Below are 16,376 nucleotides of genomic sequence, written 5' to 3'. Positions count from 1 at the left end.
GTGGAGGACGGTCCGGCGACAGTGCTCGTGGTCGACGACAGCCGTACCAAGCGTTACCTGCTGGTGAGCTGGCTGACCCGGGCCGGGTTCCGCACCCTGGAGGCGGAGACCGGTGGCGAGGCGCTCGACCGGGTCGGCGCCGAGCCGATCGACCTGGTGGTGCTCGACGTGCGGCTGCCGGACATCAACGGCTTCGAGATCTGCGAACGGATCAAGGCGGCCCATCCGGTCCTGCCGGTGATCCACGTGTCCGCGCACGCCATCGACGTGGTCGACCGCACCCAGGGGCTGACCCGGGGCGCGGACGCGTACCTGGCCGAGCCGATCGAGCCGGACGAGCTGGTCGCCACCGCGCACGCGGTGCTGCGCTACTACCAGGCCCGCAAGCGGGCCGAGCTGACCGCCGAACGGCTGGCCCGGCTGGCCGACACCACCATCGCGGTGCACTCCGCGGCCACGTTCGGCAAACTGCTGGAGGCGGCGGCCACCGGCGCGGCGGAGATCTTCCAGAGTCCGGCCGCGGTGATCGCGGAGACCTTCGACGGGGACTGCCTGGCCGGCGTGTGCGCCGGGCCGGACACGGCGGGCGCGGTGGTGCCGTGGACGGTGGACGACACCGGCGTGCCGACCGGCGCCACCGTACGCCTCGACGACCCGGACGCCTGGCGGCTGGTCGAGTGGCCGGCCGGCGAGCGGCTGGCGGTGGCCGCCGCCCGGCTGCGGGAGGACCGGGCGCCGCTCTACGTGGTGGTGCCGGCCGGGGTGAACATGCCGGGCATGCCGGTGCTGCGTCAGCTCGCCCAGGCGATCGCGGCGGCCGTCGAGGCGCAACGCTCCTACGACGAGGAGCACCGGATCGCGGTGACCCTCCAGCGCAGCCTGCTGCCCCGCCGGATTCCCGACATCGCCGGGCTGGACCTCGCCGTCCGGTACGAGCCGGCGAGCGCGCAGACCGAGGTGGGCGGCGACTTCTACGAGCTGGTGATGCTCGACGGGCACCTGCTGATGGCGATCGGCGACGTCGCCGGCCACTCGTTGCACGCCGCCACGGTGATGGCGGAGCTGCGGCACGCCGTGCGCGCGTACGCGGTGGAGGGCCACCAGCCCGGCGTGATCCTGCACCGGGTCAACGAGCTGATGCGGACGCTGCTGCCGCACGAGCTGGCCACCATCTGCGTGTTGCTGGTGCATCCCGGCACCGGGCGGGTACGGATGGCCAGCGCCGGCCACCTGCCGCCGTTGCTGGCCGTCGACGGCCGCGTCGAGTACCTCCAGCATTCCGCGCCGCTGCTCGGCGTCCGGGCGGCCCGGCCGGCGGACCTGGAGTTCGTGGTGCCGCCCGGCGCGACGCTGGTGCTCTACACCGACGGGCTGATCGAACGCCGGGACGCCACCATCGACGAGGGGCTGGCCGCGCTGGCCGGTCGGGCCACCGAGGTCGATGCCGACCTGGACGCCTTCTGCGAGCGGCTGCTGCGCGAGCTGGCGCCCCCGGAGATCCACGACGACGTGGCCGTCGTCGCCCTCCGCCGGCACTGAGTCGCGGGGGAGACCCGCCCGGATCACCGCCGCCTGGCGGTACCGTCCACTGCGTCCGGTCTCCTAGGCTTCCCGCATGACCACCAAGACCAGCGAGTTGCTGACCGCCGCCGCGCCCCGGGCCGTGGCCGTCGTCCGGGGCGTCACCGACGACCAGCTCGACCTGCCCACCCCCTGCGCCGAGTACACCGTCCGCGATCTGCTGAACCACTTCTTCGAGGTGGTGATCAACTTCCAGGCGCTGGCCGCGAAGCAGGCCGCCGAATGGGCGGAGAAGCCCGACTTCCTCGCCGACGGCTGGCGGGACCGCTTCGCGACGGAGGTGGACCGGGTGATCCGGGCCTGGTCGGCGCCGTCCGCGCTGGAGGGCGTCTCGCCGGCGATGGGCATGCCGCAGGAGGTCGTCGGTGGCATGCTGCTGCTCGACGTGACCGTGCACGGCTGGGACCTGGCCGAGGCGACCGGGCAGCCGTACGAGCCGGATCCGGTCGTGGTGGCCGCCCTGCTCGACCTGACCACGGCGCTCGCGCCGAAGGCCCGCGAGGCCGGCGTGTTCGACGCGGAGACGCCTGTCGACCCGGACGCCGAGCCGTGGCCGCGGCTGCTGGCCCTGACCGGCCGCACTCCCGCCTGACGCAGGTCGCCCGCGCCGGCCCGCTCGCGCCCGCTCACGCCCGCCCGTGCCGGGTCGGTGGGGGTGGGCGGGCCGGGGGAGGAGGATGGAGCGATGGATCTGGTCTCGCTCGCCGACGTCCGTGCCGCCGCCCGGGACGTCGCGGCCACCGTGCTGCGTACCCCGCTGCTGCCGACCCGCTGGGACGACCGGTTGTGGCTGAAACCGGAGAGCCTGCAACCGGTCGGCTCGTTCAAGCTGCGCGGCGCGACGCACGCGGTGGCCCGGCTGGGGGCGGCGCAACGGGCCCGCGGCGTGGTCACCCACTCCTCCGGCAACCACGGCCAGGCCCTCGCGTACGCGGCCCGCGCGGCGGGCGTCCCCTGCACGGTGGTGGTGCCCGAGGGCGCGCCCCGGGTCAAGGTCGACCAGATCCGGGCGCTGGGCGCCGAGGTGGTGCTGGTGCCCCGGCCGCGTCGGGCCGCCGAGGCGGAACGCGTCGCCGCCGAGACCGGCGCGGCGCTGGTGCCGCCGTACGACCACCGGTGGATCATCGCCGGTCAGGGCACCGTCGGGCTGGAGATCGTCGAGGACCTGCCCGACGTCGACCTGGTGCTGGTGCCGGTCGGCGGGGGCGGGCTCGCCTCGGGGGTCGCCACGGCGGTGAAGGCGCTGCGCCCCGCCGCCACGGTGCTCGGCGTGGAGCCGGCGCTGGCCGCCGAGGCCCGGGAGTCGCTGGCCACCGGTGAGGTGGTGGTCTGGGGCGTCGAACGCACCTACCGGACCAGCGCGGACGGGCTGCGTCTGCCGCTGTCCGCGCTGACCCTCGCCCACCTGCGGGCCCACCTGGACGGCATCGTCACGGTCACCGAGGAGGAGATCCGGGCCGCGATGGGCGTCCTGCTGCGGGACGCCCGGCTGGTGGCCGAGCCGAGTGGCGCGGTGGCGCTCGCCGCCCACCTGTTCCACCGGGCCGGGCTGCCGACCGCCGGCCGTACGGTCGCCGTGGTCAGCGGCGGCAACGTCGACCCGGACGTGTTGGCGGCGGCGCTGCCGGACGCCGGGCCCTGCTGACGGCCGGCGCTGCGGCACGCCGGCCCCTGCTGACGGCCGGCGCTGTGGCACGCCGGCCCCTCCTGACGCGGTGGCCAGGAGAGGCCAGCGGTGACGGCGCTCAGGCCCGCCCGAGCCGGTCCAGGATCCAGGCGTTGAGGAACGCCTCCTCCTTCCAGGAGTCGTAGCGACCGCTCGGGCCGCTGTGTCCCGCCTCCATCTCGGTCCTGAGCAGGTAGTCGCCCTGCGGGGCGACCGCGCGCAGCCTCGCGACCCACTTCGCCGGCTCGTGGTACAGGACCCGGGTGTCGTTGAAGCTGGTCACCGCGAGGATCGCCGGGTAGTCGACGGCCCTGACGTTTTCGTACGGGGTGTACGACTTCATGTACGCGTACACCTCCGGGTCGGCCAGCGGGTTGCCCCACTCCTCCCACTCGGTCACGGTCAGCGGCAGCGACGGGTCGAGGATGGTGTTCAACGCGTCCACGAACGGCACCTGCGCGACGATGCCGGCGAACGCGTCCGGGGCGAGGTTCGCCGCCGCGCCCATCAGCAGACCGCCGGCCGAGGCGCCCCGGGCGATCAGCCGGTCGGACGTCGTCCAGCCCGCCTTGACCAGGTGCCGCGCGCAGGCGACGAAGTCGGTGAAGGTGTTCTTCTTGGCCAGCAGCTTGCCGTGTTCGTACCAGCGTCGACCCAGCTCACCGCCGCCCCGGATGTGCGCGACGGCGAACACCACGCCCCGGTCGAGCAGGCTGAGCCGGGGGATGGAGAACCACGGGTCGATGCTCGCCTCGTACGAGCCGTACCCGTAGAGGACGCAGCCGGCGGAACCGTCGGTGGGGGTGCCGGCCCGGTAGACCAGCGAGATCGGGATGCGGGTGCCGTCGTCGGCGAGCGCCCACTCGCGGCGCTGCTCGTACTCGGTCGGGTCGAACTCCCGGCCGTCCGGGCCGGGGCGCACCGGCTTGCGGCGGCGCAGGATCATCTCCCGGGTGACCAGGTCGAAGTCGTAGACCGACTCCGGGCTGATCAGCGACGCGTAGTGGAACCGGATCCGACCCGTGCGGTACTCCGGGTTCGCGTCGAGACCCACGCTGTAGAGCGGCTCGGGGAAGTCGATGTCGTACGAGTCGGTGCTGCCGGCCGGCAGCACCCGCAGGCCGGTCAGGCCGTTGCTGCGCAGCGAGACGACCAGGTGGTCGGCGAAGGCGTCGACGGACTCCAGCCGGGTGCCGGGCGAGTGCTCGATCATCGGCACCCAGTCGCCCGGCGCGTCCGCCGAGGTGTACGCCAGGGCGAAGTCCTCCGCGCCGTCGTTGTGCAGGATCAGGAAGCGGTGCCCGTGGTGCTCGACGGAGTACTCGACGCCCTGCCGGCGGGGGGCGATCACGGCCGGCTCGCCGGTCGGGTTGCCGGCCGGGACGACCCGCACCTCGCTGGTGATCTTGCTGTGCGCCTCGATCAGGATGAACCGCTCCGAGCGGGTCAGCTCGACGCCCACCCAGAACCGCTCGTCGGCCTCCTCGTACACGATCACGTCGTCGCCGGCCGGCGTGCCGATGGTGTGCCGCCACACCCGGTTCGGCCGCCACGTCTCGTCCACGGTCACGTAGAACAGCACCGACGCGTCCGCCGACCAGGCGGTGCCGTAGAAGGTGTCCGGCACCTCGTCGGCCAGCACCTCGCCGGTGGTCAGGTCCTTCACCCGCAGCGTGTACCGCTCGTCACCCGCGAAGTCGGTCGAGTACGCCAGCCAGCGGCCGTCCGGGCTCACGTCGTACGCGCCCAGCGACAGGAAGTCGTGGCCCTCGGCGAGCAGGTTGCCGTCGAGCAGCACCTCCTCGCCCTCCAGCGGCGCGCCGTCCACGCTGACCGGCGGGTCGGTCTCGCCGTCGCGGACCCGTCGACGGCACTGGACGGCGTACTGCTGCCCCTCGACGGTGCGGCTGTAGTACCAGTGGTCGCCCTTGCGGGCGGGGACGGACAGGTCGGTCTCCTGGACGCGGCGCCGGGTCTCCTCGAAGAGGGTGGCGCGCAGCTCGGCCAGGTGCGCGGTACGCGCCTCGGTGTAGCTGTTCTCGGCGGTCAGGTAGGCGACGGTCTCCGGGTCGTCCTTGGTGGCGAGCCAGGCGTACTCGTCGACGACCGGGTCGCCATGGTGGACGCGTTCGACGGGGACACGCCTGGCGACGGGCACGGGGGTCTCGGTGGTCACCCGGTCACGTTACCGGCCGGTGACCCGAACGGGTGACGCGCCGACGGTTCCGGCGGTTCCGCCCCCGCCGTCTTTCGAACACATGTACGATGATCGCCATGTCGGGATCCACGTGCATCACCCACCGGTCCGGTCCGGCCGACGTCACCCGTCGGCTCGTCGAGATCTGCGGTCCGCCGTTCGTCCGCCCCGCCGGCCCGGCCGACGAGGTCGCCGGCCGCGCGGCCACCTGGGTCGCGGTGCCGGGCGACGCCCCGGCCGCCGCCGAGGTGCTGCGGCTGGCCGCCGCGCACGACCTGACGGTGGTCCCCCGGGGCGCCGGCACGAAGATCGACTGGGGGGCCGCGCCCGACCGGGTCGACATCGTGCTCGACACCGGGCGGATCGCCGGCATCCGGCACCCGTCCGGGGCGGGCGGGCCCGGGGCGGCCGGCGGCGGGCGGCACCGCCGGGCCGATCCGGCGGCTGCTCCGGCCGGCCCGCGTGCCCCGTCCGGCGGCCCCGCCGGTCCCCGACCCGCCCCGCCCGGCCTGCCCGGCACGCCGGCCGGTCCCCGTCCGGGCTCCGGCGGGCCGGTGGTCGAGATCGGCGCGGGCACCCCGCTGCGCGCCGTCCAGGCCGTGCTCGGCCGGGTCGGTCGACGCCTCGCCCTGGACGCGCCGTCACCCGGCGCTACCGTCGGCGGCGTGCTGGCCGCCGACGAGGCCGGCCCGTTGCGACTGCGCCACGGCAGCCCGTGCGACCAGCTCGTCGACCTGCGCTACCTCACCGCCGAGGGCGAGCTGGTCGAGGCCGCCGGCGGCGCGTCCGGGCGGGAGCTGATCCGGCTGCTCTGCGGGTCACAGGGCGGCCTCGGGGTGCTGGTCTCGGCGACCCTGCGGGTCCAGCCCCTGCCGGCGAGCCGGGTGTGGGTCACCCGTCCGGTCTGGACGCCCCTGGAGGTGCACGACCTGGTCCAGGCGGTGCTCGCCGCCGGCCTGGAGCCGGCCGCCATCGAGGTGGACCTGCCCGCCGCCCGCCGGCCCCCGGCGCCCCGGGCCGCCGACGACGCCGCCCGGTCCGGTCCGGCCTGGTCCGGCCATCCGGCCGGTTCGGCCCGCGCGGCCCATCCGGCGGGCTCGGCCCGCGCGGCGCACCCCGCCGGCTCCGGGCGGGTCCGTCGGCCCGCCCCGCCCAGCGCCGGTGACCTGGTGGTGCTGCTGGAGGGCGGGCCGGCCGACGTGGCCGAGCGGACGGGCCACCTGATCCGGGTGCTCGGCGAGTCGGCGACCGTCGCCGACTCGCCCCCGCAGTGGTGGCGGCGCTACCCGTTCCGCCCCGACGACATCGCGCTGCGGGTCGACATGCCCGCCACCGACCTGCACGCCGCGATCTACGCGCTGCGCGACGCGACAGGCGCTCCCGTGCCGGTGCGCGGCTCGGTCGGTCTCGGGGTGGCGCACGCCGTGCTGCCCGGCGGCACCCCGGTGGGCCAGGTGGCCGCGATCCTCACCGCCGTCCGGCACGTGCTGCTGGCCCGGCAGGGGCGTTGTGTCGTGCTGGCCGCCCCGCCCGCGGTCCGGCAGGGCGTCGACCTCTGGGGTGAGCTGCCCGCCCTGCCGCGGCTGGTCGCGGCCAAGCGGCACCTCGACCCGCACCAGCGCCTCGCCCCCGGCCGGCTGCCGGGCGGCTTCTGACCCGGCCCGCCGGCCGGCACCGGCGGCGGGCGGCCAGGCCGCCGCAGGCCGGCCAGAGGCTTCGACGCAGAGCCTGGTCAACCGATGTCGTTGCGGATCACCAGCACGGCGATGTCGTCCCGGGGCGCCTCCGGCGAGAAATTGATCGTAGTGGACCGGAGGCGGGCGGCCACCACGTCGGCCGAGTACCCGGCGAGCGGCGCCGCGGCGGCCCGCAGCCGCTCCGGGCCGAAGAGCTCCCGTCCCCGCCGCCGCTCGGTCACCCCGTCGGTGTAGAAGATCAGCGCGTCGCCCGGGTCCAGCGAGACCTCCGACGTCGGCGACGCGATCGAGTCGAGCAGGCCCAGCGCGGTGCCGCCCGTACCGGTGAAGGCCGCCCCGCCCGCGCCCCGCAGCAGCACCGGCCGGTCGTGCCCGGCGAGGTGCAGCGACACGTCGAGCTGCTGGCCCGCGCCCGGACCGACCGCCGCCAGCGCCAGGGTGCAGTACCGTCCACCGCCGCGCTCCACCAGCGTCTCGTTGAGCCGGGCCAGCGCCTCCGGTAGAGGTTTGCCGTCCCCGACCAGCACCCGGATCACGTCCCGGACCAGCCCGGTCACCGCCGCCGCCTGGACCCCCTTGCCCGAGACGTCACCGATCACCACCAGCCAACGGCCGTCCGGCAACGGGACCACGTCGTAGAAGTCCCCGCCGACCTCCGCGTCGTCACCGGTCGGTACGTACTCGGCGGCGAAACCGATGCCGTCGACCACCGGGAGCACCGGCGGCAGCAACGACTGTTGCAGGGCCTGCGCCACCCGCCGCCGCTCGGCGTGGATCCGGGCGTTCTCGATCGCCAGCGCGGCCCGCCGGGCCACGTCCTCCAGCACGGCGACCTCGTCCGGGTCGTGCCGGTGCCGTTGGTGCCGGCCCACCGCCAGCGTGCCGAGCCGTTGCCCCCGGGCCACCAGCGGCACCGCGAACCCCTCCATCGGGCCACCCAACGGCACCTGCGACCCGAGCCGCGACGCCTCCCGCAGGCGGGTCTGGACCGAGTCGGGGCCGGTCTCCCGCAGCACCTTGTGCAGGTGCGGCAGCACCGCCTCGTCGGCGTGGCTGGCCGCCGCGAGCTTGAGCTGCCCCCACTCGTCGGTGGTGTGCACCGCGCACCACTGCCCGAGCCGGGGCACCACGAGCTGCGGCACGAGCGCCATCGTCAACTCGACGTCCAACGACTGGGCGAGCAGCTCGCTCGCCTCCGCCAGGAACGTCAACCAGGCCTGCCGGCGCAGGTCCATCCGGCGTAACCGGTCGTTCTCCAGGTGCAGGGAGAGCCGCTCGGCCGCCAGCGTGGCGAGCGGTCGCGCGTACGCCGAGGGCACGGCGTCCAACTCCAGCTCACCCGAGTACGGCCGGTGCACGGTCAGCGGCACCCGGAGCAGCTCACAGTCGGTACGCGGCTGGCGGCCGTACCGGGCCAGCACCTGCCCGCCCTGACCGTCGCCCCGGTCCACCCGGACCAGCCCGCCGGTGGCCCCCACCATCTCGGCGACCCGGGTGAGCAGGTCGGCGGCGAAGTCGGGCAGCGGGTCCTCGGCGTACGGGTCGGGGCGGGTCTGCATCAGGCTGCTCATCGCGGCGGCGCTCGGCGCGGTCGTCTGCGCCGGGAGCCCGTCCTCGTCGACGCCCGCCCCGCAGGGGGCGCGACGGCGACCCTCGGCCAGGGCGTCCCGTCGGTCCGGCACGACGCCCGGTCGGTCCAGCCGGAACCACACGCCCTTGCCGGAGGGCAGGTACGTCGTACCCCAGCAGCTCGCGAAGTGGTCGACCAGCAGCAGACCCCGGCCCCGCTCGGCGACCTCGGCGATGTCGGCCGAGTCGTTGCGTACCCCGACGGTCAGCTCGTCCACCGGCCCGGCGGCGTAGTCGGACACCATCACGCTCAGCCCGAGCCGGTCCGCCACGACCTCGACGTCCAGGTCGGTACGCGCGTGTTCGACCGCGTTCGTGGAGAGCTCGGTGGTCAGCAGGAGAGCCTCGTTGAGCAGCTCCTCCAGGTGCGCCTCGGCCAGCACGGAACGGACCACCGCCCGGGCGGTGGCCGGGGTGCGGCGGTCGGCGGGGAGCCGTACCCGCCGGACGTGTTCCTCCGGTCCGCCGGTCGTCGACGTTGCCTCCGCTGCCACCCCCGTATCCTCCCCTCCGCGTCACCCACATCCAAGTGCCCGCCCCGCCGCGCCGTTCCGACCGCCCGCGCGCCGGCCGCGCCGTCGACGCCGGCGTGGGTTCCCCTCCGCCGCGCCGGACGTCGACACAAGTGCCTCTCCGCGCACGCCCGCGGGGCGGTGTGGGGGTGTGGGAGCTGGGCGAAGGCACAATGATGGGATGGCCGGCACGAGTCGGAAGGTCCCCGAGCTGAGCGAGGAACGATGACGACGGCGAGACAGGCGGCCGGCGCGGACTCGTCCGCGGCCGACCACGAGGCGATCCTCGGTGAGTTGGCGGCGGCGCTGCGTCGGGTGGGTCGGGGCGACTTCAAGGTACGGCTGCCCCGCCGGTCGGGCGCGGCCGGCGAGGTGGTCGACGCCTTCAACGACATCGTGTCGGTGCAGGAACGGCAGCACCTGGACCTGCGTCGGATCAGCCGGATCGTCGGCCGGGAGGGGCGGCTCACCGAGCGGCTGGAGGAGGAAGGGCTGGAGGGCTCCTGGGCGGAGGGGCAGCGGGCGGTCAACTCGCTGATCGACGACCTGGGGCGGCCCACCACCGAGATCGCCCGGGTCATCGTGGCGGTGGCGGACGGCGACCTCTCCCAGCACATGGCGCTGGAGATGGACGGTCGGCCGTTGCGCGGCGAGTTCCTGCGGATCGGCAAGACCGTGAACACCATGGTCGACCAGCTCTCCTCGTTCTCCAGCGAGGTGACCCGGGTGGCGCGTGAGGTCGGCACCGAGGGCAAGCTGGGCGCGCAGGCCGACGTGCGCGGGGTGGCCGGCACCTGGAAGGACCTCACCGACTCGGTGAACACGATGGCGTCGAACCTGACCCACCAGGTGCGGTCGATCTCGCAGGTGGCCACGGCGGTGGCCCGGGGCGACCTGTCGCAGAAGATCACCGTGTCGGCGAAGGGCGAGGTCGCCGCGCTGGCCGACACCGTGAACACGCTCACCGACACGCTGCGGCTCTTCGCCGAGCAGGTGACCCGGGTGGCCCGCGAGGTGGGCACCGAGGGCAAGCTCGGCGGCCAGGCGGAGGTGCCGAACGTCGCCGGCACCTGGAAGGACCTGACCGACAGCGTCAACTCGATGGCGTCCAACCTCACCGCGCAGGTCCGCAACATCGCCCAGGTCTCCACGGCGGTGGCCCGGGGCGACCTGTCCCAGAAGATCACCGTCGCGGCGCAGGGCGAGATCCTGGAGCTGAAGGACACCGTGAACACGATGGTGGACCAGCTCTCGTCGTTCGCCGACGAGGTGACCCGGGTGGCGCGTGAGGTGGGCACCGAGGGCAAGCTCGGCGGTCAGGCCCAGGTCCGGGGCGTCTCCGGCACCTGGCGGGACCTCACCGAGAACGTCAACCAGCTCGCCGGCAACCTGACCAGCCAGGTCCGCAACATCTCCCAGGTCTCCACCGCCGTGGCGAAGGGCGACCTGTCGCAGAAGATCACCGTGGATGCCCGGGGCGAGATCCTGGAGCTGAAGGACACGGTGAACACGATGGTGGACCAGCTCTCGTCGTTCGCCGACGAGGTGACCCGGGTGGCGCGTGAGGTGGGCACCGAGGGCAAGCTGGGTGGTCAGGCCCAGGTGAAGGGGGTCTCCGGCACCTGGCGGGACCTCACCGACAACGTGAACTCGATGGGGTCGAACCTCACCTCCCAGGTCCGCAACATCGCGTCGGTCACCACCGCCGTCGCCAAGGGCGACCTGTCGCAGAAGATCACCGTCGACGCCCGGGGCGAGATCCTGGAGCTGAAGAACACGGTGAACACGATGGTGGACCAGCTCTCGTCGTTCGCCGACGAGGTGACCCGGGTGGCGCGTGAGGTGGGCACCGAGGGCAAGCTCGGCGGGCAGGCCCAGGTACGCGGGGTGGCCGGCACCTGGCGCGACCTGACCGACAACGTGAACTCGATGGCGTCGAACCTCACCTCGCAGGTCCGCAACATCGCCCAGGTCTCCACGGCGGTGGCGAAGGGCGACCTCTCGCAGAAGATCACCGTGGACGCGCAGGGCGAGATCCTGGAGCTCAAGTCGACGGTGAACACGATGGTGGACCAGCTCTCGTCGTTCGCCGACGAGGTGACCCGGGTGGCCCGCGAGGTGGGCACCGAGGGCAAGCTGGGCGGTCAGGCCCAGGTGAAGGGCGTCTCCGGCACCTGGCGGGACCTCACCGACAACGTGAACTCGATGGCGTCGAACCTCACCTCCCAGGTCCGCAACATCGCGTCGGTCACCACCGCCGTCGCCAAGGGCGACCTGTCGCAGAAGATCACCGTGGACGCGCAGGGCGAGATCCTGGAGCTCAAGTCGACGGTGAACACGATGGTCGACCAGCTCTCGTCGTTCGCCGACGAGGTGACCCGGGTGGCCCGCGAGGTCGGCATCGAGGGCAAGCTGGGCGGTCAGGCCCAGGTGAAGGGCGTCTCCGGCACCTGGCGGGACCTCACCGAGAACGTCAACCAGCTCGCCTCCACCCTGACCACCCAGCTCCGGGCGATCTCCCAGGTCTCCACCTCGGTGACCCGCGGCGACCTGACCCAACGGATCGCGGTCAAGGCGCAGGGCGAGGTCGCCGAGCTGAAGGACAACATCAACCAGATGATCGTCACCCTCCGGGAGACGACGAAGAAGAACGCCGAGCAGGGCTGGCTCGACTCCAACCTGGCCCGCATCGGCGGCCTGCTCCAGGGGCAGCGTGACCTCGGCGAGGTCTGCCGCATGATCATGCTGGAGGTCACCCCGCTGGTCGACGCGCAGCTCGGCGCGTTCTTCCTCGCCGACAACTCCGACGGCGTGGTCCGGCTGCGGCTGACCGCCTCCTACGGGTACGTGGCCCGGGGCCACGACGTCACCTTCGGCCCCGGTGAGGGACTGGTCGGGCAGGCCGCCCTCTCCCGCCGTACCATCCGGGTCAGCGCGGTGCCGGACGGTACGATCACGCTGCGCTCCGGCCTGGCCGAGACCAACCCCAACGACCTGGTCATCCTCCCCGTGCTGTTCGAGGGGGAGCTGCTCGGCGTGATCGAGTTCGCCAGCGTGGCCGCCTTCTCCGAGCTGCACCTGGCCTTCCTGAAGCGGCTGGTGTCCACCATCGGCATCGCGGTCAACACCATCCAGGCCAACCGGCGTACCGAGGAGCTGCTCTCCCAGTCGCAGCGGCTCGCCCACGAGCTGCAGGAACAGTCGGCGGAGTTGCAGCGCACCAACGCCGAGCTGGAGGACAAGGCCCAGCTCCTGTCGGAGCAGAAGGGCAACATCGAGACGAAGAACCGGGAGATCGAGCTGGCCCGGCTCGGCCTGGAGGAGAAGGCGCAGCAGCTCACCCGCGCCTCGGCGTACAAGTCGGAGTTCCTGGCGAACATGAGCCACGAGCTGCGTACGCCGCTGAACTCGCTGCTGCTGCTGGCCCGGCTGCTGGCGGAGAACTCCGAGCAGAACCTCACCCCGAAGCAGATCGAGTTCGCCCGGACGATCCACAGCGCCGGCTCCGACCTGCTCTCCCTGATCGACGACATCCTCGACCTGTCGAAGATCGAGGCCGGCCGGATGGACGTCCAACCGGTCGAGGTGCGCTTCTCCGACATCCGCGGCTACGTCGAGCAGGCGTTCGCCCCGCAGGCCGAGGAGAAGGGCCTCGGCTTCCAGGTCGAGATCGCCGACGACCTGCCGCCCGCGCTGGTCACCGACGCGCAACGGTTGCAGCAGATCCTGCGTAACCTGCTCTCCAACGCGGTCAAGTTCACCGACAACGGCGCGGTCACCCTGCGGATCGCGCCGGCGGCGGACAGCGTCGTCTTCGACGTGCCGGCGCTGGTCAACGCCCGGCAGGTGATCGCCTTCACGGTGATCGACACCGGGATCGGCGTACCTGACGACAAGCTGTCGCTGATCTTCGAGGCGTTCCAGCAGGCCGACGGCACCACCAGCCGCCGGTACGGGGGCACCGGCCTCGGGTTGTCCATCAGCCGCGACCTGGCCCGCCTGCTCGGCGGCACGATCACCGTCGCGTCCGCCCCCGGGCAGGGGTCGACGTTCACCCTCTTCGTGCCGGACGTGCTGGCCCCGGACGCGGTGGTCGCGCCGCTGCCGCCCTCACCGGCGCGGGCCGGGCTGCCGTCGTCGCTGCTGATGCCCCCGCCGGAGCTGCCGCAGCCGCCGCAGACCCCGACCACCCGCCGGCTGGACGGGGCCACCGTGCTGATCGTCGACGACGACGTCCGTAACGTCTTCGCCCTGACCAGCGCCCTGGAGCTGCACGGCATGACGGTCCTGTACTCGGACAACGGGGTGGACGGCACCCGGCAGCTCGCCGAGCACCCGGAGGTCGACATCGTGCTGATGGACGCGATGATGCCCGACCAGGACGGGTACGAGACGACCCGCCAGATCCGGCGCAACCACCGCTTCACCGACCTGCCGATCGTCTTCCTCACCGCCAAGGCGATGCCCGGGGACCGGGAGTCCGCGCTGGCGGCCGGCGGCAGCGACTACATCACCAAACCGGTTGACCTGGACAAGCTGATCGAGTTGATGGCGTCCTGGATCAGCGGCGGCCGACAGGAGGAGAACCGGTGACCCAGATGGCCAAGGCGCTGCTGGTCGACGACCGACGGGAGAACCTGATGGCCCTGGAGGCGATCCTCCAGGGCCTGCCGGTGCAGTCGGTGGCCGTGGAGAGCGGCGAAGCGGCCCTGAAGCAGCTCCTGGTGGACGACTTCGCGGTGATCCTGCTCGACGCGCAGATGCCCGACATGGACGGGTTCGAGACCGCCAGTCACATCAAGCGCCGGGAACGGACCCGGCACATCCCGATCATCTTCCTCACCGCCGCCGACCGGGACGCGCAGCTCGCGCTCCGGGGGTACGCGGTGGGCGCGGTCGACTACCTCACCAAGCCCTTCGACCCGTGGGTGCTGCGCGCCAAGGTGTCGGTCTTCGTCGACCTGTGGTCGAAGAACCGGCAGCTCGCCGCCCAGTCCGAGGTGGTACGCGAGCGGGAGGCGCAGTGGCGGGCGCTCACCGACGCCGTCGACGAGGCCACCACCCTGCTCCGCTCACCCGACCCCGACGCCCCCACCCGCGCCGCAGAACTCCTCGAACAAGCCCGCTGGGGCGCCCCCCACTGACCCACCCCTCCCTCCCCACCCCCTCGTCGCGCCCACTCCCTATTCGCGCCGGTCTAGATGTTCTGTCCATGGACGTTGGTGACGGGGTGGGGGCGCGGTGGGACGCGGGTGGGGTGGGTGGGTCAGGCGCGGATCATCAGGGCGGAGCGAAGGCCGGTGATGTCCAGGACGCGGAGCAGGAAGTCGCCGACCTGGGTGAGGACGAGCAGGCTCTGCGCGTGGCTCGCCTTCCGGCTGAGCACCACCAGCGTGCCGAGGCCCTGCGAGTCGCAGAACGTGACGCCTTCGAGGTCGAGCACGATGCGCGGCGGCGGATCACCGAGAACCTCGTTCACCACGCTGGTGAGCTGGGCGGCGGTGAGCATGTCGATCTCACCGGCCAGCCGTAGCACCACCTCGTCGGCTGTCCGGTGTACCGTGATGGACAGTTCGGCACGATCCACCGGGTCAGCCTAGCGCGATCCCGGTGCCCCGGCCTGTCGAGGCCGCATGCGCCTGCCGGCGCGTCCCGTCCGGCGGCGTCCGGGGGTGAGCCCGGTAACCCCGGTCAGGGGTGGTTGTCGATCAGGCCCCGGACGCTGACACAATGGGCCCATCGTGACGGATACGTACCCTGCCGGATCCGGCCGTTTCCCGGCCGACGCGCCGGCCTCCGAGGCCCTGTTCGCCCGCGCCCGCGCCCTCGTGCCAGGCGGGGTGAACTCCCCTGTGCGCGCCTTCCGCGCCGTCGGCGGCACGCCCCGCTTCATGGTCCGGGGGGAGGGCCCCTGGCTGTACGACGCGGACGACCGGCGCTACGTCGACCTGGTCTGTTCCTGGGGGCCGCTGATCCTCGGGCACGCCCACCCGGAGGTGGTCGCCGCCGTGCAGGCCGCCGCCGCCCGGGGCACCAGCTTCGGCACGCCCACCCCGGGTGAGGTCGAGCTGGCCGCCGAGCTGGTCGAGCGCACCCCGATGGAACAGGTGCGGCTGGTCAACTCCGGCACCGAGGCGACCATGTCGGCGATCCGGCTGGCCCGGGGCTGCACCGGCCGCTCCAAGATCGTCAAGTTCGCCGGCTGCTACCACGGGCACGTGGACGCGCTGCTGGCCGCCGCCGGCTCCGGCGTGGCCACCCTGGGCCTGCCCGACTCGCCCGGCGTGACCGGCGCGGCGGCCAGCGAGACGATCGTGCTGCCGTACAACGACCTGACGGCGGTGGAGGAGGCGTTCGCCGCCGAGGGCGGGCACATCGCCGCGGTCATCACCGAGGCCGCCGCCGGCAACATGGGCGTGGTCGCCCCCCGGGACGGCTTCAACCAGCAGCTCGCCCGGATCGCCCACGCGCACGGCGCGCTGCTGGTCGTCGACGAGGTGATGACCGGGTTCCGGGTCTCCCGCGCCGGCTGGCACGGGCTCGACCCGTCCGACGCCGACCTGTGGACGTACGGGAAGGTCATGGGGGGTGGGCTGCCCGCCGCGGCGTTCGGCGGGCGGGCGGAGATCATGGCCCGGCTCGCGCCCGCCGGCCCGGTCTACCAGGCCGGCACGCTCTCCGGTAACCCGCTGGCCTGCGCCGCCGGCCTGGCCACCCTGCGGCTGGCCGACGACGCCGTCTACCGCCGGCTCGACGACACCGCCGCCACCGTGGGCAAACTGGCCTCCGACGCGCTGGCCGCCGCCGGGGTCCCGCACCGGCTGTCGTACGCGGGCAGCATGTTCTCGATCTTCTTCACCGACGCCGACGTGGTCGACTACGACAGCGCCCGCACCCAGCAGGTGCCCGCGTTCAAGGCGTTCTTCCACGCGATGCTGGCCGGCGGCGTCTACCTGCCGCCGAGCGCGTTCGAGGCGTGGTTCGTGTCGGCGGCGCTCGACGACGCCGCTCTGGAACAGCTCGCCGCCGCCCTGCCGGCGGCGGCGAACGCGGCGGCAGCGGCAGGTCACGGGGGGTAGCTACGGTGAGCGGCA

Annotated in this window: 10 protein-coding genes; 7 read left to right on the top strand and 3 right to left on the bottom strand. The window is 73.4% G+C overall.

What is annotated here, in order from left to right:
* The 3 genes from O7606_RS17385 (at position 1) to O7606_RS17375 (ending at position 3,226) form a co-directional block, all read left to right on the top strand.
* Positions 1-1,539 (top strand): SpoIIE family protein phosphatase, encoded by a 1,539-nt coding sequence (locus O7606_RS17385; protein ID WP_281595078.1) that lies wholly within the window; start codon positions 1-3, stop codon positions 1,537-1,539.
* A gap of 76 nt (positions 1,540-1,615) precedes the next feature.
* Complete coding sequence (locus O7606_RS17380; protein ID WP_281595077.1) at positions 1,616-2,173, top strand: TIGR03086 family metal-binding protein; 558 nt, start codon at positions 1,616-1,618, stop codon at positions 2,171-2,173.
* 93 nt (positions 2,174-2,266) lie between these two features.
* Positions 2,267-3,226, top strand: a complete 960-nt coding sequence (locus tag O7606_RS17375) for a threonine/serine dehydratase (protein WP_281595076.1) — start codon at positions 2,267-2,269, stop codon at positions 3,224-3,226.
* Positions 3,227-3,326: 100 nt separating this feature from the next.
* Here the strand turns inward: O7606_RS17375 and O7606_RS17370 are convergent, their stop codons facing one another.
* On the bottom strand, positions 3,327-5,423 hold the full coding sequence (locus tag O7606_RS17370; RefSeq protein ID WP_281595075.1) for a S9 family peptidase: 2,097 nt from the start codon (positions 5,421-5,423) through the stop codon (positions 3,327-3,329).
* A gap of 98 nt (positions 5,424-5,521) precedes the next feature.
* Here O7606_RS17370 and O7606_RS17365 point away from each other — a divergent pair, with 98 nt between their 5' ends.
* Positions 5,522-7,099, top strand: a complete 1,578-nt coding sequence (locus O7606_RS17365; RefSeq protein ID WP_281595074.1) for an FAD-binding oxidoreductase — start codon at positions 5,522-5,524, stop codon at positions 7,097-7,099.
* A gap of 77 nt (positions 7,100-7,176) precedes the next feature.
* Here the strand turns inward: O7606_RS17365 and O7606_RS17360 are convergent, their stop codons facing one another.
* The gene (locus O7606_RS17360) at positions 7,177-9,264 is read right to left on the bottom strand and encodes a SpoIIE family protein phosphatase (RefSeq protein ID WP_281595073.1); all 2,088 of its coding nucleotides are present in this window, start codon (positions 9,262-9,264) and stop codon (positions 7,177-7,179) included.
* Between the two features lie 243 nt (positions 9,265-9,507).
* On the opposite strand from O7606_RS17360, the gene O7606_RS17355 reads away from it, so the two are divergent.
* Together O7606_RS17355 and O7606_RS17350 are read left to right on the top strand one after the other, a co-directional pair.
* Positions 9,508-13,875, top strand: a complete 4,368-nt coding sequence (locus O7606_RS17355; RefSeq protein WP_281595072.1) for a HAMP domain-containing protein — start codon at positions 9,508-9,510, stop codon at positions 13,873-13,875.
* The gene (locus tag O7606_RS17350) at positions 13,872-14,426 is read left to right on the top strand and encodes a response regulator (protein ID WP_281595071.1); all 555 of its coding nucleotides are present in this window, start codon (positions 13,872-13,874) and stop codon (positions 14,424-14,426) included. The genes O7606_RS17355 and O7606_RS17350 overlap by 4 nt, the downstream gene beginning before the upstream one ends.
* A 122-nt stretch (positions 14,427-14,548) precedes the next feature.
* Here O7606_RS17350 and O7606_RS17345 read toward each other — a convergent pair whose 3' ends face one another.
* On the bottom strand, positions 14,549-14,869 hold the full coding sequence (locus O7606_RS17345) for an STAS domain-containing protein (protein WP_281595070.1): 321 nt from the start codon (positions 14,867-14,869) through the stop codon (positions 14,549-14,551).
* 154 nt (positions 14,870-15,023) lie between these two features.
* Here O7606_RS17345 and hemL point away from each other — a divergent pair, with 154 nt between their 5' ends.
* A complete protein-coding gene (gene hemL / locus O7606_RS17340; protein WP_281595069.1) occupies positions 15,024-16,361 on the top strand; it encodes a glutamate-1-semialdehyde 2,1-aminomutase in 1,338 nt (445 codons plus the stop codon).
* Positions 16,362-16,376: the final 15 nt, after the last annotated feature.

Origin of the sequence: Micromonospora sp. WMMD882 (assembly GCF_027497255.1) — a bacterium.
GTDB lineage: Bacteria > Actinomycetota > Actinomycetes > Mycobacteriales > Micromonosporaceae > Micromonospora.
This window is presented reverse-complemented; position numbering and strand designations above follow the sequence as displayed.

Coding starts and splice junctions, on each gene's coding strand:
- O7606_RS17365 (WP_281595074.1), top strand. CDS start 5,522: ATGTCGGGATCCACGTGCATCACCCACCGGTCCGGTCCGGCCGACGTC.
- O7606_RS17380 (WP_281595077.1), top strand. CDS start 1,616: ATGACCACCAAGACCAGCGAGTTGCTGACCGCCGCCGCGCCCCGGGCC.
- O7606_RS17355 (WP_281595072.1), top strand. CDS start 9,508: ATGACGACGGCGAGACAGGCGGCCGGCGCGGACTCGTCCGCGGCCGAC.
- O7606_RS17375 (WP_281595076.1), top strand. CDS start 2,267: ATGGATCTGGTCTCGCTCGCCGACGTCCGTGCCGCCGCCCGGGACGTC.